The organism is Alitabrizicola rongguiensis, assembly GCF_021491355.1.
GTDB lineage: Bacteria > Pseudomonadota > Alphaproteobacteria > Rhodobacterales > Rhodobacteraceae > Aliitabrizicola > Aliitabrizicola rongguiensis.
Genome location: NZ_JAKENF010000001.1, coordinates 301491 through 319631 on the forward strand (window position 1 = coordinate 301491; position 18141 = coordinate 319631).

The window sequence follows — 18141 nt, forward strand, 5'->3', positions numbered from 1 at the left end:
AAGCGGGCCTCGGCGGAAGCCGCAGGTTCCGGGTCGCGCCGTGGCCCGGCTGCCCCTATCTTCGGGGTCAAAGGAGACGCCCGATGTCCAGCACCGCCGCCGAAGACCGCTACCACTACGCCGTGATCGAGCGCGCGCTGAAGCTGATCGACGAGGGCGGGCCGGGCATGACGCTTGACGACCTGGCGGCCCGCATGGGCATGAGCGCAGCGCATTTCCAGCGGGTCTTCTCTCAATGGGTCGGGGTCAGCCCGAAGCGCTATCAGCAGTACCTCACGCTCGACCACGCACGGAGGTTGCTCGCCGACCGCTTCACCGTGCTCGAAACTTCGCTCGCGACCGGCCTGTCGGGTGGCGGGCGGCTCCATGACCTGTTCCTGCGGTGGGAGGCGATGAGCCCCGGCGATTTCGCCAAGGGCGGAGAAGGCCTGCGGATCTACTGGGGCTGGTTCGAGAGTCCCTTTGGACCCGCCCTGGTCATGGGAACCGAGAAAGGCATCTGCGGCGTCGGCTTTGCCGCCGAGATGGGCGAAGAGGGCGCGATGGGCGATCTCGTCTCACGCTGGCCCAAGGCGGATTTCGTCGAGGACCCGATGATGCTGCGGCCCTGGGTGCTCTCGGCCTTCGGGTCGAGCACACCTGCCAACTCCGATACGCCGCTCTACCTGATCGGTGCGCCCTTTCACATCAAGGTCTGGGAGGCGCTGCTGCGCATACCGACCGGTCATGTCACGACCTATTCGCAGCTTGCGTGCGCGGTCGGCCACCCGACGGCCGTGCGCGCGGTCGGAACAGCCGTGGGCCGCAACCCGATCAGCTGGCTGATCCCCTGCCACCGCGCGCTGCGCAAATCGGGGGGCCTCGGCGGCTATCACTGGGGCCTGCCGGTCAAGCGTGCCATGCTGGCCTGGGAGGCTGCCCGCTCCGACGCCGAGTCGGATGCCAATCGACGCGCTTCCTCCTGAATAGGCTGCCCTTTCGCATTGTCCGATCCAGACTTCCGCCCTAGGTTCCGCCGGGTGGAGGTGCGCAATGCCGTTCCGAAAGATCGAGCCCGAGAAACTGTCCCGATCGGTCGTCCGCCAGATCGAGTCCCTGATCCTGCAAGGGATACTGCGCCCTGGCGAACGTCTTCCCGGCGAACGCGATCTGGCCGAGCGCCTTGGCGTCTCGCGCCCCTCCCTGCGCGAGGCTCTGGCCGATCTCCAGACCGAGGGCCTTCTGGTCAGCCGACCCGGCGCGGGCATCTTCGTGGCGGATGTGCTGGGGTCCGCGTTTTCGCCGGCGCTGATCCGGCTGATGGCCGACCATGACGAAGCCCTGTTCGACTATATCGCCTTCCGCAGGGATATCGAGGCACTGGCAGCCGAGCGTGCCGCAACCCAGGCATCGGACACCGACCTTGCCGTCATTGCCGAGATCTACCGCCGAATGCAGGCCGCGCATGACAAGCCCGACCCCGAAGAGGAGGCGCGGCTCGACGCCGAGTTCCATCTCGCCATCCTCGAGGCGAGCCACAACGTCATCATGCTGCACATGATGCGGTCGATGTTCGACCTCTTGCGCGCCGGGGTGTTCTACAACCGCCAGATCCTGTTCCATCAATCCTCCACCCGCGACGCGCTGTTGGCCCAGCACCGAGCGATCCTCGACGCGTTGCAGGGCCGCAATCCCGCAGCCGCCCGCCGCGCCGTCGCCATGCATCTTGGCTTTGTCGAGGACGTGTTGGCGGCACGTCGGCGCACCGAACAACAGGAAGACGTGGCCCGCCAGAGGCTTGAACAGGAGCGCCGCCGAACATGAGAAGACGCCCGGCCGTTTCCGACCGGGCGCTTGGCTTCCTGGATCGCCGTTGGCTCAGTGCAGGCGAGCGTCGACTTCCGCGATCGATTTCTCGATCAGGGCCGTCGCCTCGTCGCCGGTAACTTGCTTGGACAACACATCGGCAGCCGCGGCGATCGCCACCGAAACAGCACGCTCGCGCACCTCTTTCAGGGCCGAGGCTTCCGCCGAAGCGATGCGCTCTTCCGCAGCCGAAATCCGGCGCGCGATCGACACCTTCAGGTCTTCCTTCGCCTGGGCCGCGGCGGCAAGCGCCTCTTCCCGTGCGGTGGTCACGATGCGGTCGGCCTGCCCCTGCACTTCCTTCTGCTTGCGCTCGTAGGAGGCAAGGATCGCCTGCGCCTCTTCGCGCAGGGCTTTGGCTTCGGCGATCTCGGCCTTGATTTGCTCGGCGCGGGCGTCGAGCATCGCGGTGATCTTGCCCGGGATCTTCAGATAGACGAGGACACCAACGAACACGATGAAAGCCAGAAGCACGACGAAGTTCGCATTGGCCAGCGTGAAGAACGGGCCTTCTGCGGCATAGGCCGGGCTGGCGGCCAGCAGGGCGAACGGAACGAGTTTCTTCATCGATCTCACCCTTTCAGCCGCGCATTGACCGCAGCGGTGACGCTGCGCGCATCCGCCTTGCCCCCGAGGGCCGCGACGATTTCCTTCGCGGTGTCCTTGGCGACTTCGGTGACCGCTTCCAGCGCGCCATCGCGGATCTCGGCGATGCGGCCTTCTGACTGCGTCGCTTTCGCCGCAATCTCGCTATCCGCCCGAGCTGTTGCCGCGTCGAGGTCCTTCTGGATCTCGGCACGGGCTTCCGCCACGATCTTGGCCGCCTCGGCGCGGGCTTGTGCCAGCGCGTCGTTATAGGCCTTCTCGGCGCGGAGCGCCTTCTGCTTCAGCTCTTCGGCCGCAGCGATATCATTGGTTATCGCGCCCTTGCGGTCGGCAAGGACGGACGAGATGCGCGGCAGCGCGATCCGCGTCAGCAGCAGATAGATCGCGACCAGCGTCACCAGAAGCCAGAAGATCTGATGCGGCCAGAGCGCGAAATCCAGCTGCGGCATGCCGGAAGCTTCGGCCGCGTGGCCTGCCGCTTCGGTTGCTTCGGTTGCCATGTCCTACTCCTGCAGACCGTTGGAATAAGGCCGGACGGGCTTCCCCTCCCGGCCCCGAACACTCGGTCGTCGGATCAGACGGCGAACATCAGCAGGAGCGCGATCAGGAACGAGAAGATCCCGAGCGCTTCGGCGAACGCGATGCCGACGAAGAGGTTGGCCATCTGGCCGGGGGCCGCCGACGGGTTGCGCAGGGCGCCGGACAGGAAGTTGCCGGCAATGTTGCCCACGCCGATGCCGGCGCCACCGAGACCGATCGTTGCCAGACCGGCGCCGATGAATTTACCCATTTGTGCGAGTTCGCCTTCCATAGCTTCAGCTCCTTATGGAATTTGGATTGAGGGGTTCTTTGTCCGGACCTTAGTGATGGTTGTCGCCGACGGCGTCGCGCAGATACACACAGGTCAGAATGGTGAAGACATAGGCCTGGACGACCGCCACCAGCGTTTCCAGGCCGTAGATCAAGGCGATCGACCCGACGACGACCGGCGACACGACCGCCATCGTTGCAAAGCCGGCAATCACCTTCATAACGGCGTGGCCAGCCATCATGTTGCCGCCAAGACGGATGGAGTGGCTGACAGGGCGCACGAAGTACGAGATCACTTCGATGATCGCGAGGATCGGGCGAATGGCGAGCGGCGCCGAGCTGACCCAGAACATCGACAGGAAGCCGAGGCCCTTGCGGTAAAGGCCAAGCAGCGTCACGCCCAGGAACACCATCAGTGCCAGCGTCACCGTTACGGCAAAATGGCTGGTGGTGGTGAAGCTGGTGGGGATCAGGCCGAGCACGTTCGCGAACAGCACGAACAGGAACAGCGTCAGGACATAGGGGAAGTACTTCACGCCGTCATGGCCGGTCACTTCCTCGACCATGTTGTGGATGAAACCGTAGATGAGTTCCGCAACCGATTGGCTGCGCGACGGGATCATGGCGCGGCGACGGGTGCCGAAGATCAGGATAGCGGCGATGACCAGGACGGTGATGGCAAGCCAGAGCGTGACGTTGCTGACCGTGTACCAGTGAACCTCGCCCTCGCCGAACAGCGGGTGGATCTGGAACTGGTGCATCGGGTCGATGTGGAACATCTGACCATCCACATCTTCCGTGAGGGGGACAACCGCTTCGCCTGCCACGTCACTTGCTCCTGCTCTGTGCGTCCGCCTCGGCGGCCGCCGTCTTTTCCTTGAGTTCGTTTGCGGTGCGAAGCATCGTCTTCACGCCCGCCGCGAACCCCAAGAGCGAGAAGATCACCAGGAAGACCGGGCGCATGCCGAACAGCTCGTCAAGCCCGTAACCGATCCCGCAACCGATCACGATGCCGGTCGCCAGTTCGATCACCATCCTCCAGGCTACCTCGCCCTGCGAGAAACCCTTGCCCATCTCGGACTTCTCCGGCTTCTTGCCCGCTTCGGCCTTCTGCGCCAGACGCTGTTCAAGCGCGCGCAAACGGTCCGGCTCGGGTTCGTCAGCCATGGAAGACGCCCTTTCGACAGTCGGGCGGAACCTACGGAGGGCTAACGCGTGAGTCAAGGTGCGATATCACCGCGCCGTGATCCGCCAACGGATTGATTATAATTGATAAAACTAACAGGCCGGCAGTTCTGGCCGCCCGGATTTCGTCCACCCGCCGCCCAGGGAAGTCGCCTGGCACATTCAACCTTTCGGTTGACCTTTCTCGGCACTGGCGGCAACCAGGGAACATGACCCACCCGCTCGACCTCGCCTTTGCCGCCCTGGCCGACCCGACCCGACGGGCGATCCTGACCATGCTGCTCGAGGATGACATGGCGGTCACCGACGTGGCAGAACCCTTCCAGATGTCGCTGGCCGCCATCTCGAAACACCTGGCCGTGCTCGCCGAAGCCGGTCTCATCGCCCAGGAAAAGCGCGGCCGGGTGAAGTGGTGCAAGCTGGAACCCGACGCACTGCGCGCCGCGTCGGTCTGGATGCAAGGCTTCGGTCAGTTCGATCCCGTTGACCTCGATGCGCTGGAACGATTCCTCGAGACGGAACTGTCAGACGGCGACAGCGCTGAACCCGACTGAGCTCTTCTGTTCCGAAATATCCTCGGGGGTGAGGCCCGAAGGGCCGAGGGGGCAGAAAGCTCCCTTGCCTGCCTACCGCTTGAACCAACCCTTGTAGGTCTCGCGCAGCAGGTTCTTCTGCACCTTGCCCATGGTATTGCGGGGCAGACTGTCGACCACCGCCGCCGCCTTGGGCTGCTTGTAGCGCGCCAGCTTGTCGCCGATTGCCGCCAATGCATCTGCCGCCTCAAGCGTGGCGCCCTTGCGGGCCACCAGCACCGCGAAGACCGCCTCGCCGAAATCCGGATGTGGCACACCGATCACGGCGCTTTCCAGCACGCCCGGCACCTCGTCGAGCAGCAACTCGACTTCCTTCGGATAGACGTTGTAGCCGCCGGTGATCACGAGGTCCTTCTGCCGCCCGACGATATGGACATAGCCCTCCGCATCGATCCTCCCGAGGTCGCCGGTGATGAAGAAGCCGTCGGCCCGCAATTCCTCCGCCGTCTTCTCCGGCATCTGCCAGTAGCCCTTGAACACGTTCGGCCCGCGCACCTCGATCACGCCGACCTCGCCCTGGGCGACCTCCCGACCGTCGGACATGACCCGCAACTCCACCCCCGGCAGCGGGAAACCGACCGTGCCCGCCCTCCGCTCGCCCCCATAGGGGTTCGAGGTGTTCATGTTGGTCTCGGTCATGCCGTAGCGTTCAAGGATGCGGTGGCCCGTTCGCGCCTCGAAGTCCACATGCGTTTCGGCCAGAAGCGGCGCCGAGCCGGAAACGAAAAGGCGCATGTGGCCGACTAGGTTGCGGGTAAAGCGCGGATCGTCGAGGAGCCGCGTGTAGAAGGTCGGCACCCCCATCAGCGCCGTCGCCTGTGGCAGCGCTGCCAGCACCTGCTCCAGGTCGAAGCCCGGCAAGAAGATCATCGCGCCGCCGGACAGAAGCGAGACGTTTGACGCCACGAACAGCCCGTGGGTGTGGAAGATCGGCAGGGCGTGCAGCAGCACGTCGCGGTCGGTGAAGCGCCAGAGATCGACCAGCACCTCGGCATTGGACAGGAGGTTGGCCTGCGTCAGCATCGCCCCCTTCGACCGCCCCGTGGTGCCGGAGGTATAAAGCAGCGCCGCCAGATCGTCCGGCCCCCGGTCAGCGGCGGAGATCTCGTCGCCCTGCCCCGTCGCGGCCTCGGTCAGCGATCCCGACCCATCGCCATTCAGCGTCAGCACGGTCGCTCCGTGCCGCGCGGCAATCGGGGCCAGTGTCCCCTCGGCCGCGCCATCGCACAGGAAGACCCGCGGTGTCGCATCGCCAAGGAAGTAGTCCACTTCAGCGGCCGTATAGGCTGTGTTCAGCGGCAGGAAGACGGCGCCGAGCGCGACGCAGGCGCCATAGGCGGCCAGCGCCTCGGGCGACTTGGCGACCTGTGCGGCCACGCGGTCGCCCGGTTCCACGCCTGCCGCGCGCAGTGCATTGGCAGTCCGCGCCACAAGCCGCAGGAAAGCATCGCCGCTGATCTTCTCGCCCGCGGCAAGGATCAGCAGGGGCGAGGATTGGCCCGCGAGGGGCGCGAACAGCGCATCGAACAGCGGGTTGGCCATCCCTGCACCCTTTTGGATCAGAAGTTCACCGTCACGCCCGGCAGGTGCAGTTCATTCACCAGATCGCGCACCTCCTGCCGGGCCGCGACGTTGGAGATATTGAGCTGATCGACCCCGGTGTCGCGCAGGTCGAGCAGGGTCAGCCCGCGCGGGAACAGTTCGCGGAAGATCACGCGTTCGGAAAAACCGGGGGCGACGCGGAACCCGATCCGCCGCGACAGATCCTCCAGCGCGGCGCCCACCTTCTTCTTGTTGTGCATCTGCTGTGCACCAAGGCGGTTGCGCAGCACGATCCAGTCGATCGGCTTCAGCCCGGCTTGGGCACGGAGTTGCCGGGCGCTCCACACCATTTCGGAATAGATCGACGGACCGATGACCCGGCCCGTCTCGGGATCGATCCGCGCGAGCAGGTCGAAGTCGACGAAACTGTCATTCAGGGGCGTAATCAGCGTGTCGGCCAGCGAATGCGCGACCTGGCTGAGGCGTGTGTGCGATCCGGGGCAGTCGATCACGATGAAGTCGGAATTGGGCTCCAGCGCCGAAATCGCCGCCGACAGGCGTTGGTCGAACGGGTTCTCGCCATCGGCCAGCGTCTCTTTCGACGCCTCGGGAAGCTCGCGGTAGTCTGGCGTTGCCAGGTGCAGGCCGGCCCGCTCCAGATAGGCGCGGCGGTTCTCGATATAGCGGCCAAAGCTCTTCTGCCGGAGGTCGAGGTCCAGCGCCCCGACCCGGTGCCCCATCCGCGCCAGCGCCGTTGCGACGTGCATGCAGGTGGTCGACTTGCCCGACCCACCCTTTTCGTTGCCCACGACGATGATATGCGCCATCAACCGAACCCTCTTTTTCCCCCGCTATAAGCGGAGCGCCGCGCAAGGGGAAGCGGGAAGGCGAAGTCGAAGCAGGCAGGTGCGGTACCGGCTGAATGCCTCACGAGACAGGTGCGCTGCAACGCAGTTGCTGGTCTTCGCACCTCACCAGCGGCCAGTCGGCTCCACCCCAGCAATACCCCTCGGGTTCGGTCGTGCGCCGCAGGATCCAGATCGGGCGGTCGCCGCTGGCGGTTCGCTCGGTCTCGCCTTCACGCCGCAGGGTGAAGCTGCCCGCATCCATCGCCAGAAGATCGTAGCGCCGCCCGCTTTCGCTGGCGCCCGAAGCCGTGGTCCGGGGCTGGTTCCAACTGAGGAAGAGATGAGGTGGCGAGGCGAGAAAGTTCATCTCGTGCGGATTGACCTCGCAAGCGGTGGCGGGATCGGTTGCCGATCCATAGAGGCCCTGCATGATCTCGGGCAGCGACTGCGCCCGCGCCGGAGCCGCAAGAACGAAAAGAAGGAAGACTGCAAACCGCATAGTCGAAACATGCGTCATGAAAGCAAGTGTGCCAAGTCCGACCTCGCTGCCAGAAATGCAAAGGGCGCCCCGAAGGACGCCCAAGCAAGATGCCGTGAGGCGGGCTCAGAACCCGAGACCGGCGTATTTGTTCTTGAACTTCGACACGCGGCCGCCGGTATCCATCAGCTTGGCCGAACCGCCGGTCCAGGCGGGGTGGGCCAGTGGATCGATGTCGAGCGCGAGCTGTTCGCCTTCCTTGCCCCAGGTGGTGCGGGTCTGGAAGGTGGTGCCGTCGGTCATCTTGACCGTGATCAGGTGATAGTCGGGGTGGATGTCTTTTTTCATGGTCCCGGTCCTTATGCGACGGCGCCGTCTTTGGCTTTGTAGTTCGCATCCTCGGCGATCCGGGCGGATTTGCCGCGACGGTCACGGAGGTAATAAAGCTTGGCGCGGCGCACGCGGCCGCGACGCACGACCTCGATCGAGTCGATGTTGGTCGAGTACAGCGGGAAGACGCGCTCGACGCCTTCGCCGAACGAGATCTTGCGCACGGTGAACGAGGCCGAGATCGTGTTGCCGCCCTTGCGGCCGATCACGACGCCTTCATAGGCCTGCACGCGCGAACGCGAGCCTTCGGTCACCTTGTAGCCGACGCGCACGGTGTCGCCGGCCTTGAAATCCGGAATGGTCTTGCCGAGTGCCGCAATCTGCTCGGCTTCGAGTTGGGCGATCAGGTTCATGCCCTGGTCCTTTCGATGCTCACGGTTTTCCCGTGAATGTGATGCCGCCTCAGAGCTCTCGGTCTTCATCCGGGTCCCTACCATGCTCGGCACAGTAAGCCCGCCAGAGATCAGGCCTGCGTTCTTTCGTCAGCCTTTCGGCCATTCCCCGGCGCCAGTCGGCGATCTTCGCGTGGTGCCCCGACAGAAGAACTTCGGGGATCTCGCGGCCTTCCCAGACCGAGGGTTTCGCATACTGCGGAAATTCAAGAAGCCCCCCCGAAAAGCTTTCCTCTTCGGTGGACACCTGATTCCCGAGCACGCGGGGTATAAGTCGAACGGTCGCGTCGATCAAGGCCTGTGCGGCGATCTCGCCGCCGGTCAGGACGAAGTCGCCCAGGCTGACTTCCTCGATCCCCCAATGGTCGATCACGCGCTGATCCACGCCCTCGAACCTGCCGCAGAGAAGGGTGATCCCGTCCGCCTCGGACCAGCGCTGCGCCATCGCCTGCGTGAAGGGCTTTCCCCGCGGGGAAAGATAGACGACCGGCCAGCGCGCCCGGTCAACCGGCGCCCCAACCGAGGCTTGGGCAAGCGCCCGGTCCACGACATCGGCACGAAGCACCATGCCTGCGCCGCCGCCAGCGGGCGTGTCGTCGACATTGCGGTGGCGCCCCTCGCCGAAGGGACGCAGGTCAATGGTTTCCAGAGCCCAAAGACCCATGTCCAGCGCCTTGCCCGTCAGGCTGAGTCCAAGTGTGCCGGGAAAAGCCTCGGGGAAGAGCGTGATGATCCGGGCGCACCAGGCCCCTTTCAGCCGGCGCGGCTCTTGCATCAGGTCACGCGGCTTGATTGACGCGCTGATCTTCAGCCGCCCATGGGATTTCGCTGCGGCCGAAGGCGGCGGAGTGTCGGATGCATCGGACATGATGCCGCCTTCTAGCGGGTTCCGGCGGCGACGGGAACCGACTTAGAGCACGGCATTGTCGGGATCGGAGACTTCGATCACCTTGGCAAAGCCGCGCAGCCTCTCTCCCAACGCGGCGTCGGGGACAGAATCGGCCGCGATCCGCAAGGAATCTGCCGCAGGGTAATCATCCCAAAGGTCGGGCCGGTCTTCGAACAGGGCCTCGGCGCGGGACAGGAACTCATCCAGAAGCTGGGGATCCTGACTGGCGATGAAGAAGGCCTCGGTCACCCCCGAAGTGCCCTTCAAGAGGTCGGCCATTGCCGGATCGGTCGCCAAACGCACGATGGCGCGCCGCAAGACCGCCTGCTCCTTCTCGGAAAAGCGCAAGTGACGCGCCAGTAGCCGCAGGTTCCCGCCGCTATCCTCGGTCCCGATCGCCTCGATCAGCGCCTCCTCCATGCGGAAATCCGGCGTGTCCTCGCCCAGATCCAGCAGCGGCGCAAATCGGCCGGGCCAATCCGATCGGGGTCGATCGGCAAGCGGCATGGCCGTCATCTGCCGCAAGGCATCGTCAAGAAACGCATCCATCTCTGATCGATTAGCCGGATTCCAGACAAGACGGCCAAGAAGGATCGCCACTGCGCTCAAGCTGACGGGCAGCCAGAACGGAACTTTAGGTTCAAAACCAAGGACATGCCCGATTCCGCGGCCAAATCCGAAGCACAGAAGGACTAACAGCAGTTGAACCACCGTCCTGGCAGCCAGCGCGATCCATGGGCGCGGAGCCAACCATTCCCTGTCCTGCTCCGGCCATGTCTCGGGGCGCAGCACGAGGAGCCACAGCAGGAATATCAAAGTGAAGATCGGAACCAGCGACCAGCCAAGCCCAGCCAGCCCAGCCAAGAGCGGGCCCAGATAAAGCAGGGCCGTCGCACCGCGAAGCAACGTTGCTCGGTTGAACATGAAACTCTTCCCTCACCCCAAGCATAAGGATGCCGAGGGGGCGGGCTTCTGGCAAGCGTGCTGAAGGCTAGTCCAGGCCTTCTGGCAGATCGACGATCAGCCGGCCGGCGGCAATGTCGACCGTAGGAACGGCGGCGCGGGTGAAGGGTATCAGCAGGGTATCGGACGGAGCAGGACGGATCACCTCGATCAGGTCGCCAGCGCCGTGATTGTAGATGGCCCGGACCCTGCCCAGCACCGCCCCACCCGTGTCACGCACCTCCAGACCAAGCAGGTCGGCGTGGTAGAACTCATCTTCGGCCGGCGCAGGAAGCCGCGAGCGGTCGGCGAAGAGGCTCGTGCCCTTGAGCGCGTCTGCCTCTTCCTTGGTGACGATTCCGGTCAGACGTGCGCCAAGCCCACCCGCCACCGGGCGGGTCAGCGTCACGCGAAAGCTGCGGGCCCCGTCCTCGGTGAAAAGCGGGCCGTAGGAAGCGATGTCGGAGGGTTCCGAGCAGAAGCTCTTCAGCCGTACCTCGCCCTTGACGCCGAAGGATCCGGCGATGGCACCGACGCAGATGCGGTCAGGTCCTGGCATGGGCGCGTCCTTGGCGGCTGCATTGGGGCGGACGGCCCGACCGGGCCGCCCGCGAGTCATTGGAAAGGCGAGTTATTCTTCCGCAGGAGCAGCCGAACGGGCCGCCTTCTTGGCAGCGAGTTCGGACATCTTCTTGCCCGGCACGGCAGCTTTCGGGTTGTTGCGCTCGACTTTGGCTTTGTGGCCGGCGGCTTCCAGCATCCGGGCGATCCGCTCGGTCGGCTGGGCGCCCTGCGCCAGCCAGTACTGTACGCGCTCGATGTTCATCTGCACGCGCTTCTCGTCGTCTTTCGCGAGCAGCGGGTTGTAGGTGCCGAGCTTTTCAAGGAAGCGGCCGTCGCGCGGCATGCGCGAGTCGGTGGCAACGATCGAATAGAACGGGCGCTTTTTCGAGCCGCCGCGGGCCAGACGGATTTTCATGGACATTGGGTAGTCTCCTTCAGGGTTGGGTATACCGGCTTGGGGCCGGTCATTTCTGCAGTTTCTCGTGGTGCCTGATGACTTCGGAGATGATGAAGTTCAGGAATTTCCTGGCAAATTCCGGATCTAGGTCTGCCTCTTGCGCCAAGCGCTCCAGACGTTCGATCTGCCGTGCTTCGCGCGTCGGGTCCGACGGCGGAAGGTCGTGCTCGGCCTTGAGGCGGCCGACGGCCTGCGTGTGCTTGAAGCGCTCCGCAAGCGTGTAGACGAGGATCGCATCGAGCCTGTCGATGCTTTCGCGGTGGGTTCGGAGCAGCGCCTGCGCGCGGGTGGCGGCGTCAGTCATTCGGGCCTCCGGGCAAGGACTGGAAACCGCAGGGCATGCGTCTGACGTCCGTCTGAGGAGCGAGACGGACGGTCATTGCCGCACCTCCGGCCGGGGATGGCGGTAGACATGAATCGGTTTGTCGTAGTCGAACGTCGGCGCACCGGGGTCGAGGCGGGCGCCAAGGCGTTCCGCCAGCGCGATCGACCGGGCATTGTCCGGCGCAATGTAGCTGACGATGTCGGTCCAGCCGAGCGCGCGGACGGCCCAGTCGCGCGCGGCACGGGCGGCCTCGAAGGCATAGCCCCTGCCTTCGGCCTCGGGCGCCCAGACCGACCAGCCGATCTCATGCTCGGGCCAGCCTTCGGGAAACCAGGGGCCCGCCATGCCGAGCGGCGTGTCAGGCGCCTCGCGGGTCGCGAAGATGAACATGCCAAAGCCGCGATGCACCCAATGGCCGGTCAAGTGCCCCATCGCGCGCCAGGCCAGCGGCCGGGACAGCGGGCCGCCGACGTAGCGGCCGCGGTCCGAAGTCAGGAATGCGGCGCAAGGCTCGAAGTCGCCAGGGCGGGGCGCCCGCAGGATCAGCCGTTCGGTCTGAAGAACCGGAGTGCCGGCCAGGGCGACGGGGGGGCGCGAATTCTCGTACGAAAATTCGGGGCTGGAAGGGAGCCGGGTCAGGTCGTGACGGATGACGACGTCAGTCGGGTCCGCGCCCGGCGCATCGACCTTTCGACCGCCGAGACGAAGCCCGAGCGCGATCGAGCGGTCGTTGCCGGGATCGATGTAATTGTCGATATGGTCCCAGCCGAAGGTCGCCGCTGCCCAGGCCATCACGGCCTGCGCCCCTTCGGCGGCAATCCCCTTGCCTTCGGCCGGTTCAGTGACGAACCAGCCCAGCTCGGGCTCGGGATAGCCCTCCGGCTGATAGATGCCGACCTCACCCAGATATTCGCCCGTCACCAGGTCATCGATCGAGAACGGCCCGAAGCCCATCAGCGGCCATTGCCCGACCTCGGAGGCGAAGATGCGCCAGGCCTGTTCGGTGGTGAACGGCCCGCCTTCCCACTTCGCCCGGTCGGCGGCGAGGAAGGTAAGCCGATGCGCGAAATCGTCATACCGCGGCATGCGCAGACGCAGGCGAGCGGTCTCAAGAACCGGCGCGGTGGCGTGCTGGACAAGCGGCGGACGGGCGATCATGCGCAACGCATCCGCAGAGCGCGAATTTTCATACGAAAATTCGGGGCTTCAGGGGAATTTTCGCCAGAAAATTCGTTGGGTCGGGCGGAGGGCATCATTTCTTCTTCATCAGCCCCGACAGGCCCGCGGGCAGGGTCAGGCCGCGCGGCATGCCCATGGGCGGCATCCCCGACATGCCTTCGCGCATGCCTTTGGCGGTTTCTTCGAGCTCGGCGGGCGACATTTTCGACAGGTCGGGCATGCCGCCCTTGCCCAGCATGGACTTGAGCGCCTGTTTCATCATGCCGCCCTTGCCCATCTTCTTCATCATGTCCGCCATCTGGCGGTGCTGCTTGAGAAGCCGGTTCAGTTCGGCCACGTCGAGGCCTGCCCCCGCGGCGATGCGCTTCTTGCGGCTGGCCTGCAGGAGATCGGGGTTCGCCCGTTCCTTCTTGGTCATCGAGTTGATGAGCGCGATCTGGCGGCGCAGCATCTTGTCGTTGAAGCCCGCTTCCTCGGCCTTCTTCGCCATGCCGCCCATGCCGGGCAACATGCCCATCAGGCCCTGCATGCCGCCCATCTTCAACATCTGGTCAAGCTGCATCTTCAGGTCGTTCATGTTGAACAGGCCCTTCGCGAAGCGTTTCGCCATGCGCTCGGCCTGTTCGGCCTCGAAGGTTTCCTGCGCCTTCTCGACCAGCGCGACGATGTCGCCCATTCCGAGGATGCGGCCCGCAACCCGGTCGGGCTCGAATGTTTCGAGCGCATCCATCTTCTCGCCAAGGCCGACGAAGCGGATCGGCTTGCCGGTGACGGCGCGCATCGACAGGGCCGCGCCGCCGCGCCCGTCGCCGTCCATCCGGGTCAGGACGACACCGGTGATGCCAACCTTGCCGTCGAATTCGGTGGCGACGTTGACGGCGTCCTGACCGGTCAGGCCGTCGACAACCAGCAGCGTCTCGCGCGGGTTCACCGCATCGCGGACCGCCTGCACCTCGTCCATCAGGACTTCGTCGATATGGAGCCGCCCGGCGGTGTCGAGCATGTAGACGTCGTAGCCGCCGAGGGAGGCTTGCGTCTTGGCACGCTTGGCGATCTGCACCGCCGTCTCGCCCTTGACGATCGGCAGGGTATCGACGCCAATCTGCGCGCCGAGGATCTGCAGTTGCTCCATCGCCGCCGGGCGGTTGGTATCGAGCGAGGCCATTAGCACCCGCTTGCCGTTCTTTTCCTTCAGCCGCTTGGCGAGCTTCGCGGTCGTCGTCGTCTTGCCCGAGCCTTGCAGACCAACCATCAGGAGTGGCGAAGGCGGGTTGTCGATCTTCAGCGCGTCGGCCGGGCCGTCGCCCGCAAGGACATGCACCAGCTCGTCATGGACGATCTTGACGACCTGCTGGCCTGGCGTGACCGATTTCGTCACTGCCTGGCCGGTGGCCTTGTCCTGCACCCGCTTGACGAAGTCGCGCGCAACGGGCAGCGAAACGTCGGCCTCAAGCAGCGCCGTGCGAACCTCACGGAGCGCGGTCGCGACATCTGCTTCGCTCAAGGCGCCCTGCTTGGTCAGCCGGTCGAATACGCCACCAAGGCGTTCTGACAGGTTCTCGAACATCGCGGCACCTCATCGTTCGCGTTTGCCCCGATATGGGGCTGCAGGGACATGATACAAAGCCGGAGCGCACCCGTGGGCGCAACGCGCTGACGGATGGCGATCCCGGGCATTGCCCATGGGACCGGAAGCGGCAAGCCTCCGGGGAATTCCGCAGCGCGATACGCCCGAGTGGTGCGGGAGTCAAGCTGGAAGCCGACCGACCACACGTTCAGTCTGCGCCGAACCAGCCATTCAGCGCGGCGGCAAGGGCACCGGCGGTCTTCTGGCTGCCATAGGCTTCGGTCAGCGGCAGGTGAGTGCCATCGCGCCGAACGAGCGCGGTCCGCCAAACGCGCGGCTCGGGTGGCAGGCGGCGGCCGGCCTTGCCGATCCTGTCGCCGGGCTTGCGCCTGATAAGCGTCGATTGGAGCGTCGCGCCCGTCAGATCGGCAAGCGAATGGATCGTCTGACGACGCCCAAATATGCCTGTCTGCGTGATCTCTGCGTGATCGGCTGCACGGTCGAGCCGCACGGTAAGCACCTGTACGAAGACACCGAAACAGCCGAGGAAGATGATGACCCCGAAGCCGATCAGAAAGAGGCCACCCGTCATCTGCCCTGCCCGCGCCAGCGCCCATCCCCAGAGCATGGGCAAAAGCGCCACAGCCAGAAGGGCAGCGCCGGGACCAAGGGGAATGTCGCGCAGCACAAGTCGTTCCGGTGTATTCTCGACAACGCGCATGATGAGCCCTCGCCACCTCGGGAAAGCGATAGCGCCGATACGATGCCGGCGCCAGCACGGCCGCCCTTGACGGATCGGCGGCGCAGTCAACCTTAGCCGCAAGAGACCGAACAGAGGGACGGCGGGATGCAAGGCGTGATCTATGTGGCGAAGGGAGCGGGTTATCTGGACCTTGCGCAGCGGTCGGCCCAAAGCCTGAAGGCGCTCAATCCTGGCCTTGAGATTGACCTCTTTACCGACCTTGCCCCCGAACCTGGACTGTTCGACCGGATCGCGGCAATTCCCGACGGTCCAACGGCCAAACTGGCAAGCCTCGGCGCCTCGCGGTTCGAACGCACGCTGTATCTCGACTGCGACACCCTCGGCCTTGCCCCGCTCGGCGATCTTTTCGATGTGCTCGACCGCTTCGATCTGGCCGTGGCACATGACGTGCGCCGGACGTCCGACCTGATCCGGACAGGAACGGGCGAGACCGTGCCCTATGCCTTTCCGCAGATGAATTGCGGGGTCCTGCTGTATCGCAGGTCCGAACCGATGGCGCGGTTCCTGACCGAATGGCAGGCGGCCTATCACGCCGCGGGTCTCGACCGCGACCAGCCGAGTTTCCGTGATGTCCTCTGGCGCAGTGACCTGCGCTTCTACGTCTTGCCGCCCGAATTCAACCTGCGCCGGGTGACGGAACTGGATGCCTGGGAACCGCTCGATGCCCGTCCGACCATCCTTCATTCGCACCGGCTGCTACAACATCTCCGTGGCGCGACCGAGCGGCTCGACGATCTTGCAGCAATCCTTCCGGAAGAGCGTCGAGCCAGACAGGAGGAATGGCACGCGATCGGGCTGCGCGATCCGGCCCAAGGCGATGATCCGGTCGCGGCCTTCCTCGCCGCCGAAGCAGCACAGGGAGGCGCGCGCGGGCAATAGGGCGGTTTTCCCTTGTAGTCCGCACGATTGGCGCTAACCCTTCGCAGAATTGCACGAAATCCGGCACATGCCGGCGACGGAGTTCGTTATGTCCTTTGACAACTGGGACGAGATCCGGACGGCCTACCAGGTTGCCCGCCTAGGCACCGTTTCAGGTGCAGCCGAGGTGCTTGGCGTCCATCACGCGACGGTCATCCGCCATATCGACGCGCTGGAAAAGCGGCTTGGAACAAAGCTTTTCCAGCGCCATGCGCGCGGTTACACCCCGACAGAAGCCGGGCGCGACCTGCAGACGGTTGCGCAGGCGACCGACGACCAGTTCGCACAGCTTTCAGGCCGACTGCGCGGGCGGGGCGATACGGTGACGGGTGAGCTCGTCGTCACCTCGATCGGCGGGCTGTCCCCTGTCCTCACCCCCGTCTTCGTCAGCTTCCAGAAGCTTCACCCGGCCGTCCGTATCCGCTTTCTCGTCGACTCGCGGCTGTTCCGGCTGGAATACGGCGAGGCGCATGTCGCGATCCGGGCCGGAGCGATGCCGGAGGAACCCGACAACGTCGTCCAGCAGTTGAGCCGGATTCATACCGGGCTCTATGCCTCGAAAAGCTATGCGGCCGAGAATGGCATTCCGTCCTCGCCGGCCGATTTTCGCGGTCACCGTTTCATCGGGGTGAACACGCCGGCGTCGCGAGCGCCATTCCACCGATGGCTGGCCGAACGCGTCGCACCCGAAGACTTTACCTTTGTCGCATCGGACCAGGCAGCGTTGATGGAGGCGATCCGCGAAGGTGCAGGCATCGGCTTCATCTCGGCAGCCGAGGCAGAAGGCGACGACAGGCTGATCGAGGTGATGCCGCCGCTGCCGGAGTGGGAAGTCACGCTCTGGCTTGTTACCCATGTCGATCTGCATCGCACGACAAAGGTGCAGGCGTTCGTCAGCCATCTGAAAGAAGCGGCGCGGCACTGGAAGGGGTTATGACACCTTCCAGGCCGAGTACGACCTGGGCCGGCCATGTGGCGATGCTTGCCTTTTCGGCGCTGATTGCCGGGTCCTTTTCGCTTGGTGTTCTGGTTGCGCCGATGGCAGATCCGGCCGCGCTGAGTGCAGTGCGTTTCGTTCTGGCGGCGGGTGTGATCGGGGCAGCCGCCCTTGCGACAACGCCCGTACGGCGCAGCGACCTGTCCGCGCCATGGCGCTATCTGGTTCTCGGGCTGCTTCTTTCGATCTATTTTGTCCTGATGTTCGAGGGTCTGAAGACCGCAGATCCGGTTTCGGCGGCTGCGGTTCTGACCTTGACCCCGGCGATGGCAGCCGGGTTTGGCCGTCTGCTGCTGCGCCAGCAGCTGTCCGGGCGCATCGCCGCAGCGCTGGCGATCGGCGCATTGGGGGCACTCTGGGTCATCTTCCGGGGCGACCCACAGGCTGCGCTGCGCTTCGAGATAGGTCCGGGCGAGGCGATCTATTTTCTCGGCTGCGTGGCCCATGCCGCCTATACGCCAATGGTCCGGAGACTGAACCGCGGCGAGCCAGCGCTGACCTTCACCTTCGGCACGCTTCTGGCCGGGAGCGGCGTTCTTCTGCTTTGGGGACTGGCTGCTATCCGCCAGACCGACTGGACCGCCCTGCCCGCCCTGTTCTGGTTCGTCATGGGCTATCTGGTGATCTGCGCCACGGCGATGAGCTTTGTGCTGCTGCAATTCGCCTCGCTGCGGCTGCCTGCCTCAAAGGTCATGGCCTATACCTATCTGGTCCCCAGTTGGGTGATACTGTGGCAAATGGCACTTGGCGCGGCGCATCCGCCCATGACTGTGATTGTCGGTGTCTGCCTGACCGCTATCGCCCTGTTCATGCTGCTGGAGAACGGGCGCGAAAGTCCCACGGCATGAAAT

24 protein-coding genes are annotated in these 18141 nt (G+C 64.9%); 6 read left to right on the forward strand and 18 right to left on the reverse strand.

The window, feature by feature from the left end; genetic code table 11:
• The first annotated feature begins 83 nt into the window (after window positions 1-83).
• Entirely contained in the window at window positions 84-965 is an 882-nt protein-coding gene (locus L0V05_RS01470; protein WP_234867701.1) for a methylated-DNA--[protein]-cysteine S-methyltransferase, read from the forward strand.
• A gap of 67 nt (window positions 966-1032) precedes the next feature.
• Window positions 1033-1803, forward strand: coding sequence for a FadR/GntR family transcriptional regulator (locus tag L0V05_RS01475; protein WP_234867703.1), 771 nt, complete (start codon window positions 1033-1035; stop codon window positions 1801-1803).
• A gap of 54 nt (window positions 1804-1857) precedes the next feature.
• Here L0V05_RS01475 and L0V05_RS01480 read toward each other — a convergent pair whose 3' ends face one another.
• The 5 genes from L0V05_RS01480 to L0V05_RS01500 form a co-directional block, all read right to left on the reverse strand.
• Window positions 1858-2412: a F0F1 ATP synthase subunit B gene (locus tag L0V05_RS01480; RefSeq protein ID WP_255683602.1), complete on the reverse strand. Its 555-nt coding sequence runs from the start codon at window positions 2410-2412 to the stop codon at window positions 1858-1860.
• A 5-nt stretch (window positions 2413-2417) separates the two neighbouring features.
• Window positions 2418-2951 (reverse strand): F0F1 ATP synthase subunit B', encoded by a 534-nt coding sequence (locus L0V05_RS01485; RefSeq protein ID WP_234867707.1) that lies wholly within the window; start codon window positions 2949-2951, stop codon window positions 2418-2420.
• Window positions 2952-3025: 74 nt separating this feature from the next.
• Window positions 3026-3262 carry a F0F1 ATP synthase subunit C gene (locus L0V05_RS01490; RefSeq protein WP_234867709.1) on the reverse strand — a complete coding sequence of 79 codons (237 nt, stop codon included), beginning with the start codon at window positions 3260-3262 and terminating at the stop codon, window positions 3026-3028.
• Between the two features lie 49 nt (window positions 3263-3311).
• On the reverse strand, window positions 3312-4040 hold the full coding sequence (locus L0V05_RS01495; RefSeq protein WP_234867711.1) for a F0F1 ATP synthase subunit A: 729 nt from the start codon (window positions 4038-4040) through the stop codon (window positions 3312-3314).
• Between the two features lie 49 nt (window positions 4041-4089).
• On the reverse strand, window positions 4090-4428 hold the full coding sequence (locus L0V05_RS01500) for an AtpZ/AtpI family protein (protein WP_234867713.1): 339 nt from the start codon (window positions 4426-4428) through the stop codon (window positions 4090-4092).
• Between the two features lie 227 nt (window positions 4429-4655).
• On the opposite strand from L0V05_RS01500, the gene L0V05_RS01505 reads away from it, so the two are divergent.
• Window positions 4656-5000, forward strand: coding sequence for an ArsR/SmtB family transcription factor (locus L0V05_RS01505; protein WP_234867715.1), 345 nt, complete (start codon window positions 4656-4658; stop codon window positions 4998-5000).
• A 72-nt stretch (window positions 5001-5072) separates the two neighbouring features.
• Here the strand turns inward: L0V05_RS01505 and L0V05_RS01510 are convergent, their stop codons facing one another.
• The 13 genes from L0V05_RS01510 to L0V05_RS01575 form a co-directional block, all read right to left on the reverse strand.
• Entirely contained in the window at window positions 5073-6581 is a 1509-nt protein-coding gene (locus L0V05_RS01510) for a malonate--CoA ligase (protein WP_234867717.1), read from the reverse strand.
• A 17-nt stretch (window positions 6582-6598) separates the two neighbouring features.
• Complete coding sequence (locus L0V05_RS01515) at window positions 6599-7408, reverse strand: division plane positioning ATPase MipZ (RefSeq protein ID WP_234867719.1); 810 nt, start codon at window positions 7406-7408, stop codon at window positions 6599-6601.
• 100 nt (window positions 7409-7508) lie between these two features.
• Window positions 7509-7946, reverse strand: a complete 438-nt coding sequence (locus L0V05_RS01520; RefSeq protein WP_234867721.1) for a hypothetical protein — start codon at window positions 7944-7946, stop codon at window positions 7509-7511.
• Window positions 7947-8033: 87 nt separating this feature from the next.
• Window positions 8034-8255, reverse strand: coding sequence for a 50S ribosomal protein L31 (gene rpmE / locus L0V05_RS01525; RefSeq protein ID WP_234867723.1), 222 nt, complete (start codon window positions 8253-8255; stop codon window positions 8034-8036).
• 11 nt (window positions 8256-8266) lie between these two features.
• A complete protein-coding gene (rplS, locus tag L0V05_RS01530) occupies window positions 8267-8650 on the reverse strand; it encodes a 50S ribosomal protein L19 (RefSeq protein WP_234867725.1) in 384 nt (127 codons plus the stop codon).
• Window positions 8651-8699: 49 nt separating this feature from the next.
• The gene (gene trmD, locus L0V05_RS01535) at window positions 8700-9557 is read right to left on the reverse strand and encodes a tRNA (guanosine(37)-N1)-methyltransferase TrmD (RefSeq protein WP_234867727.1); all 858 of its coding nucleotides are present in this window, start codon (window positions 9555-9557) and stop codon (window positions 8700-8702) included.
• Window positions 9558-9599: 42 nt separating this feature from the next.
• Complete coding sequence (locus L0V05_RS01540) at window positions 9600-10502, reverse strand: hypothetical protein (RefSeq protein WP_234867728.1); 903 nt, start codon at window positions 10500-10502, stop codon at window positions 9600-9602.
• A 67-nt stretch (window positions 10503-10569) separates the two neighbouring features.
• On the reverse strand, window positions 10570-11079 hold the full coding sequence (rimM, locus tag L0V05_RS01545) for a ribosome maturation factor RimM (protein ID WP_234867731.1): 510 nt from the start codon (window positions 11077-11079) through the stop codon (window positions 10570-10572).
• A 72-nt stretch (window positions 11080-11151) separates the two neighbouring features.
• Window positions 11152-11505, reverse strand: coding sequence for a 30S ribosomal protein S16 (gene rpsP, locus L0V05_RS01550; RefSeq protein ID WP_234867733.1), 354 nt, complete (start codon window positions 11503-11505; stop codon window positions 11152-11154).
• Between the two features lie 43 nt (window positions 11506-11548).
• Complete coding sequence (locus L0V05_RS01555) at window positions 11549-11845, reverse strand: chorismate mutase (protein WP_234867735.1); 297 nt, start codon at window positions 11843-11845, stop codon at window positions 11549-11551.
• A 72-nt stretch (window positions 11846-11917) separates the two neighbouring features.
• Window positions 11918-13024: a GNAT family N-acetyltransferase gene (locus tag L0V05_RS20610; protein WP_319937671.1), complete on the reverse strand. Its 1107-nt coding sequence runs from the start codon at window positions 13022-13024 to the stop codon at window positions 11918-11920.
• A gap of 94 nt (window positions 13025-13118) precedes the next feature.
• The gene (gene ffh, locus L0V05_RS01570) at window positions 13119-14612 is read right to left on the reverse strand and encodes a signal recognition particle protein (RefSeq protein ID WP_234867737.1); all 1494 of its coding nucleotides are present in this window, start codon (window positions 14610-14612) and stop codon (window positions 13119-13121) included.
• 208 nt (window positions 14613-14820) lie between these two features.
• Entirely contained in the window at window positions 14821-15333 is a 513-nt protein-coding gene (locus tag L0V05_RS01575; protein ID WP_234867739.1) for a hypothetical protein, read from the reverse strand.
• 126 nt (window positions 15334-15459) lie between these two features.
• Between L0V05_RS01575 and L0V05_RS01580 the strand changes: the two genes are divergently transcribed.
• The 3 genes from L0V05_RS01580 to L0V05_RS01590 all read left to right on the forward strand — a co-directional run bounded on the left by L0V05_RS01580 (window position 15460) and on the right by L0V05_RS01590 (window position 18138).
• Complete coding sequence (locus L0V05_RS01580) at window positions 15460-16254, forward strand: glycosyltransferase family protein (RefSeq protein WP_234867741.1); 795 nt, start codon at window positions 15460-15462, stop codon at window positions 16252-16254.
• An 88-nt stretch (window positions 16255-16342) separates the two neighbouring features.
• The gene (locus tag L0V05_RS01585) at window positions 16343-17230 is read left to right on the forward strand and encodes a LysR family transcriptional regulator (protein ID WP_234867743.1); all 888 of its coding nucleotides are present in this window, start codon (window positions 16343-16345) and stop codon (window positions 17228-17230) included.
• Window positions 17227-18138: a DMT family transporter gene (locus L0V05_RS01590; protein ID WP_234867745.1), complete on the forward strand. Its 912-nt coding sequence runs from the start codon at window positions 17227-17229 to the stop codon at window positions 18136-18138. Before L0V05_RS01585 ends, L0V05_RS01590 begins: the two co-directional genes overlap by 4 nt.
• Window positions 18139-18141 lie beyond the last annotated feature (3 nt).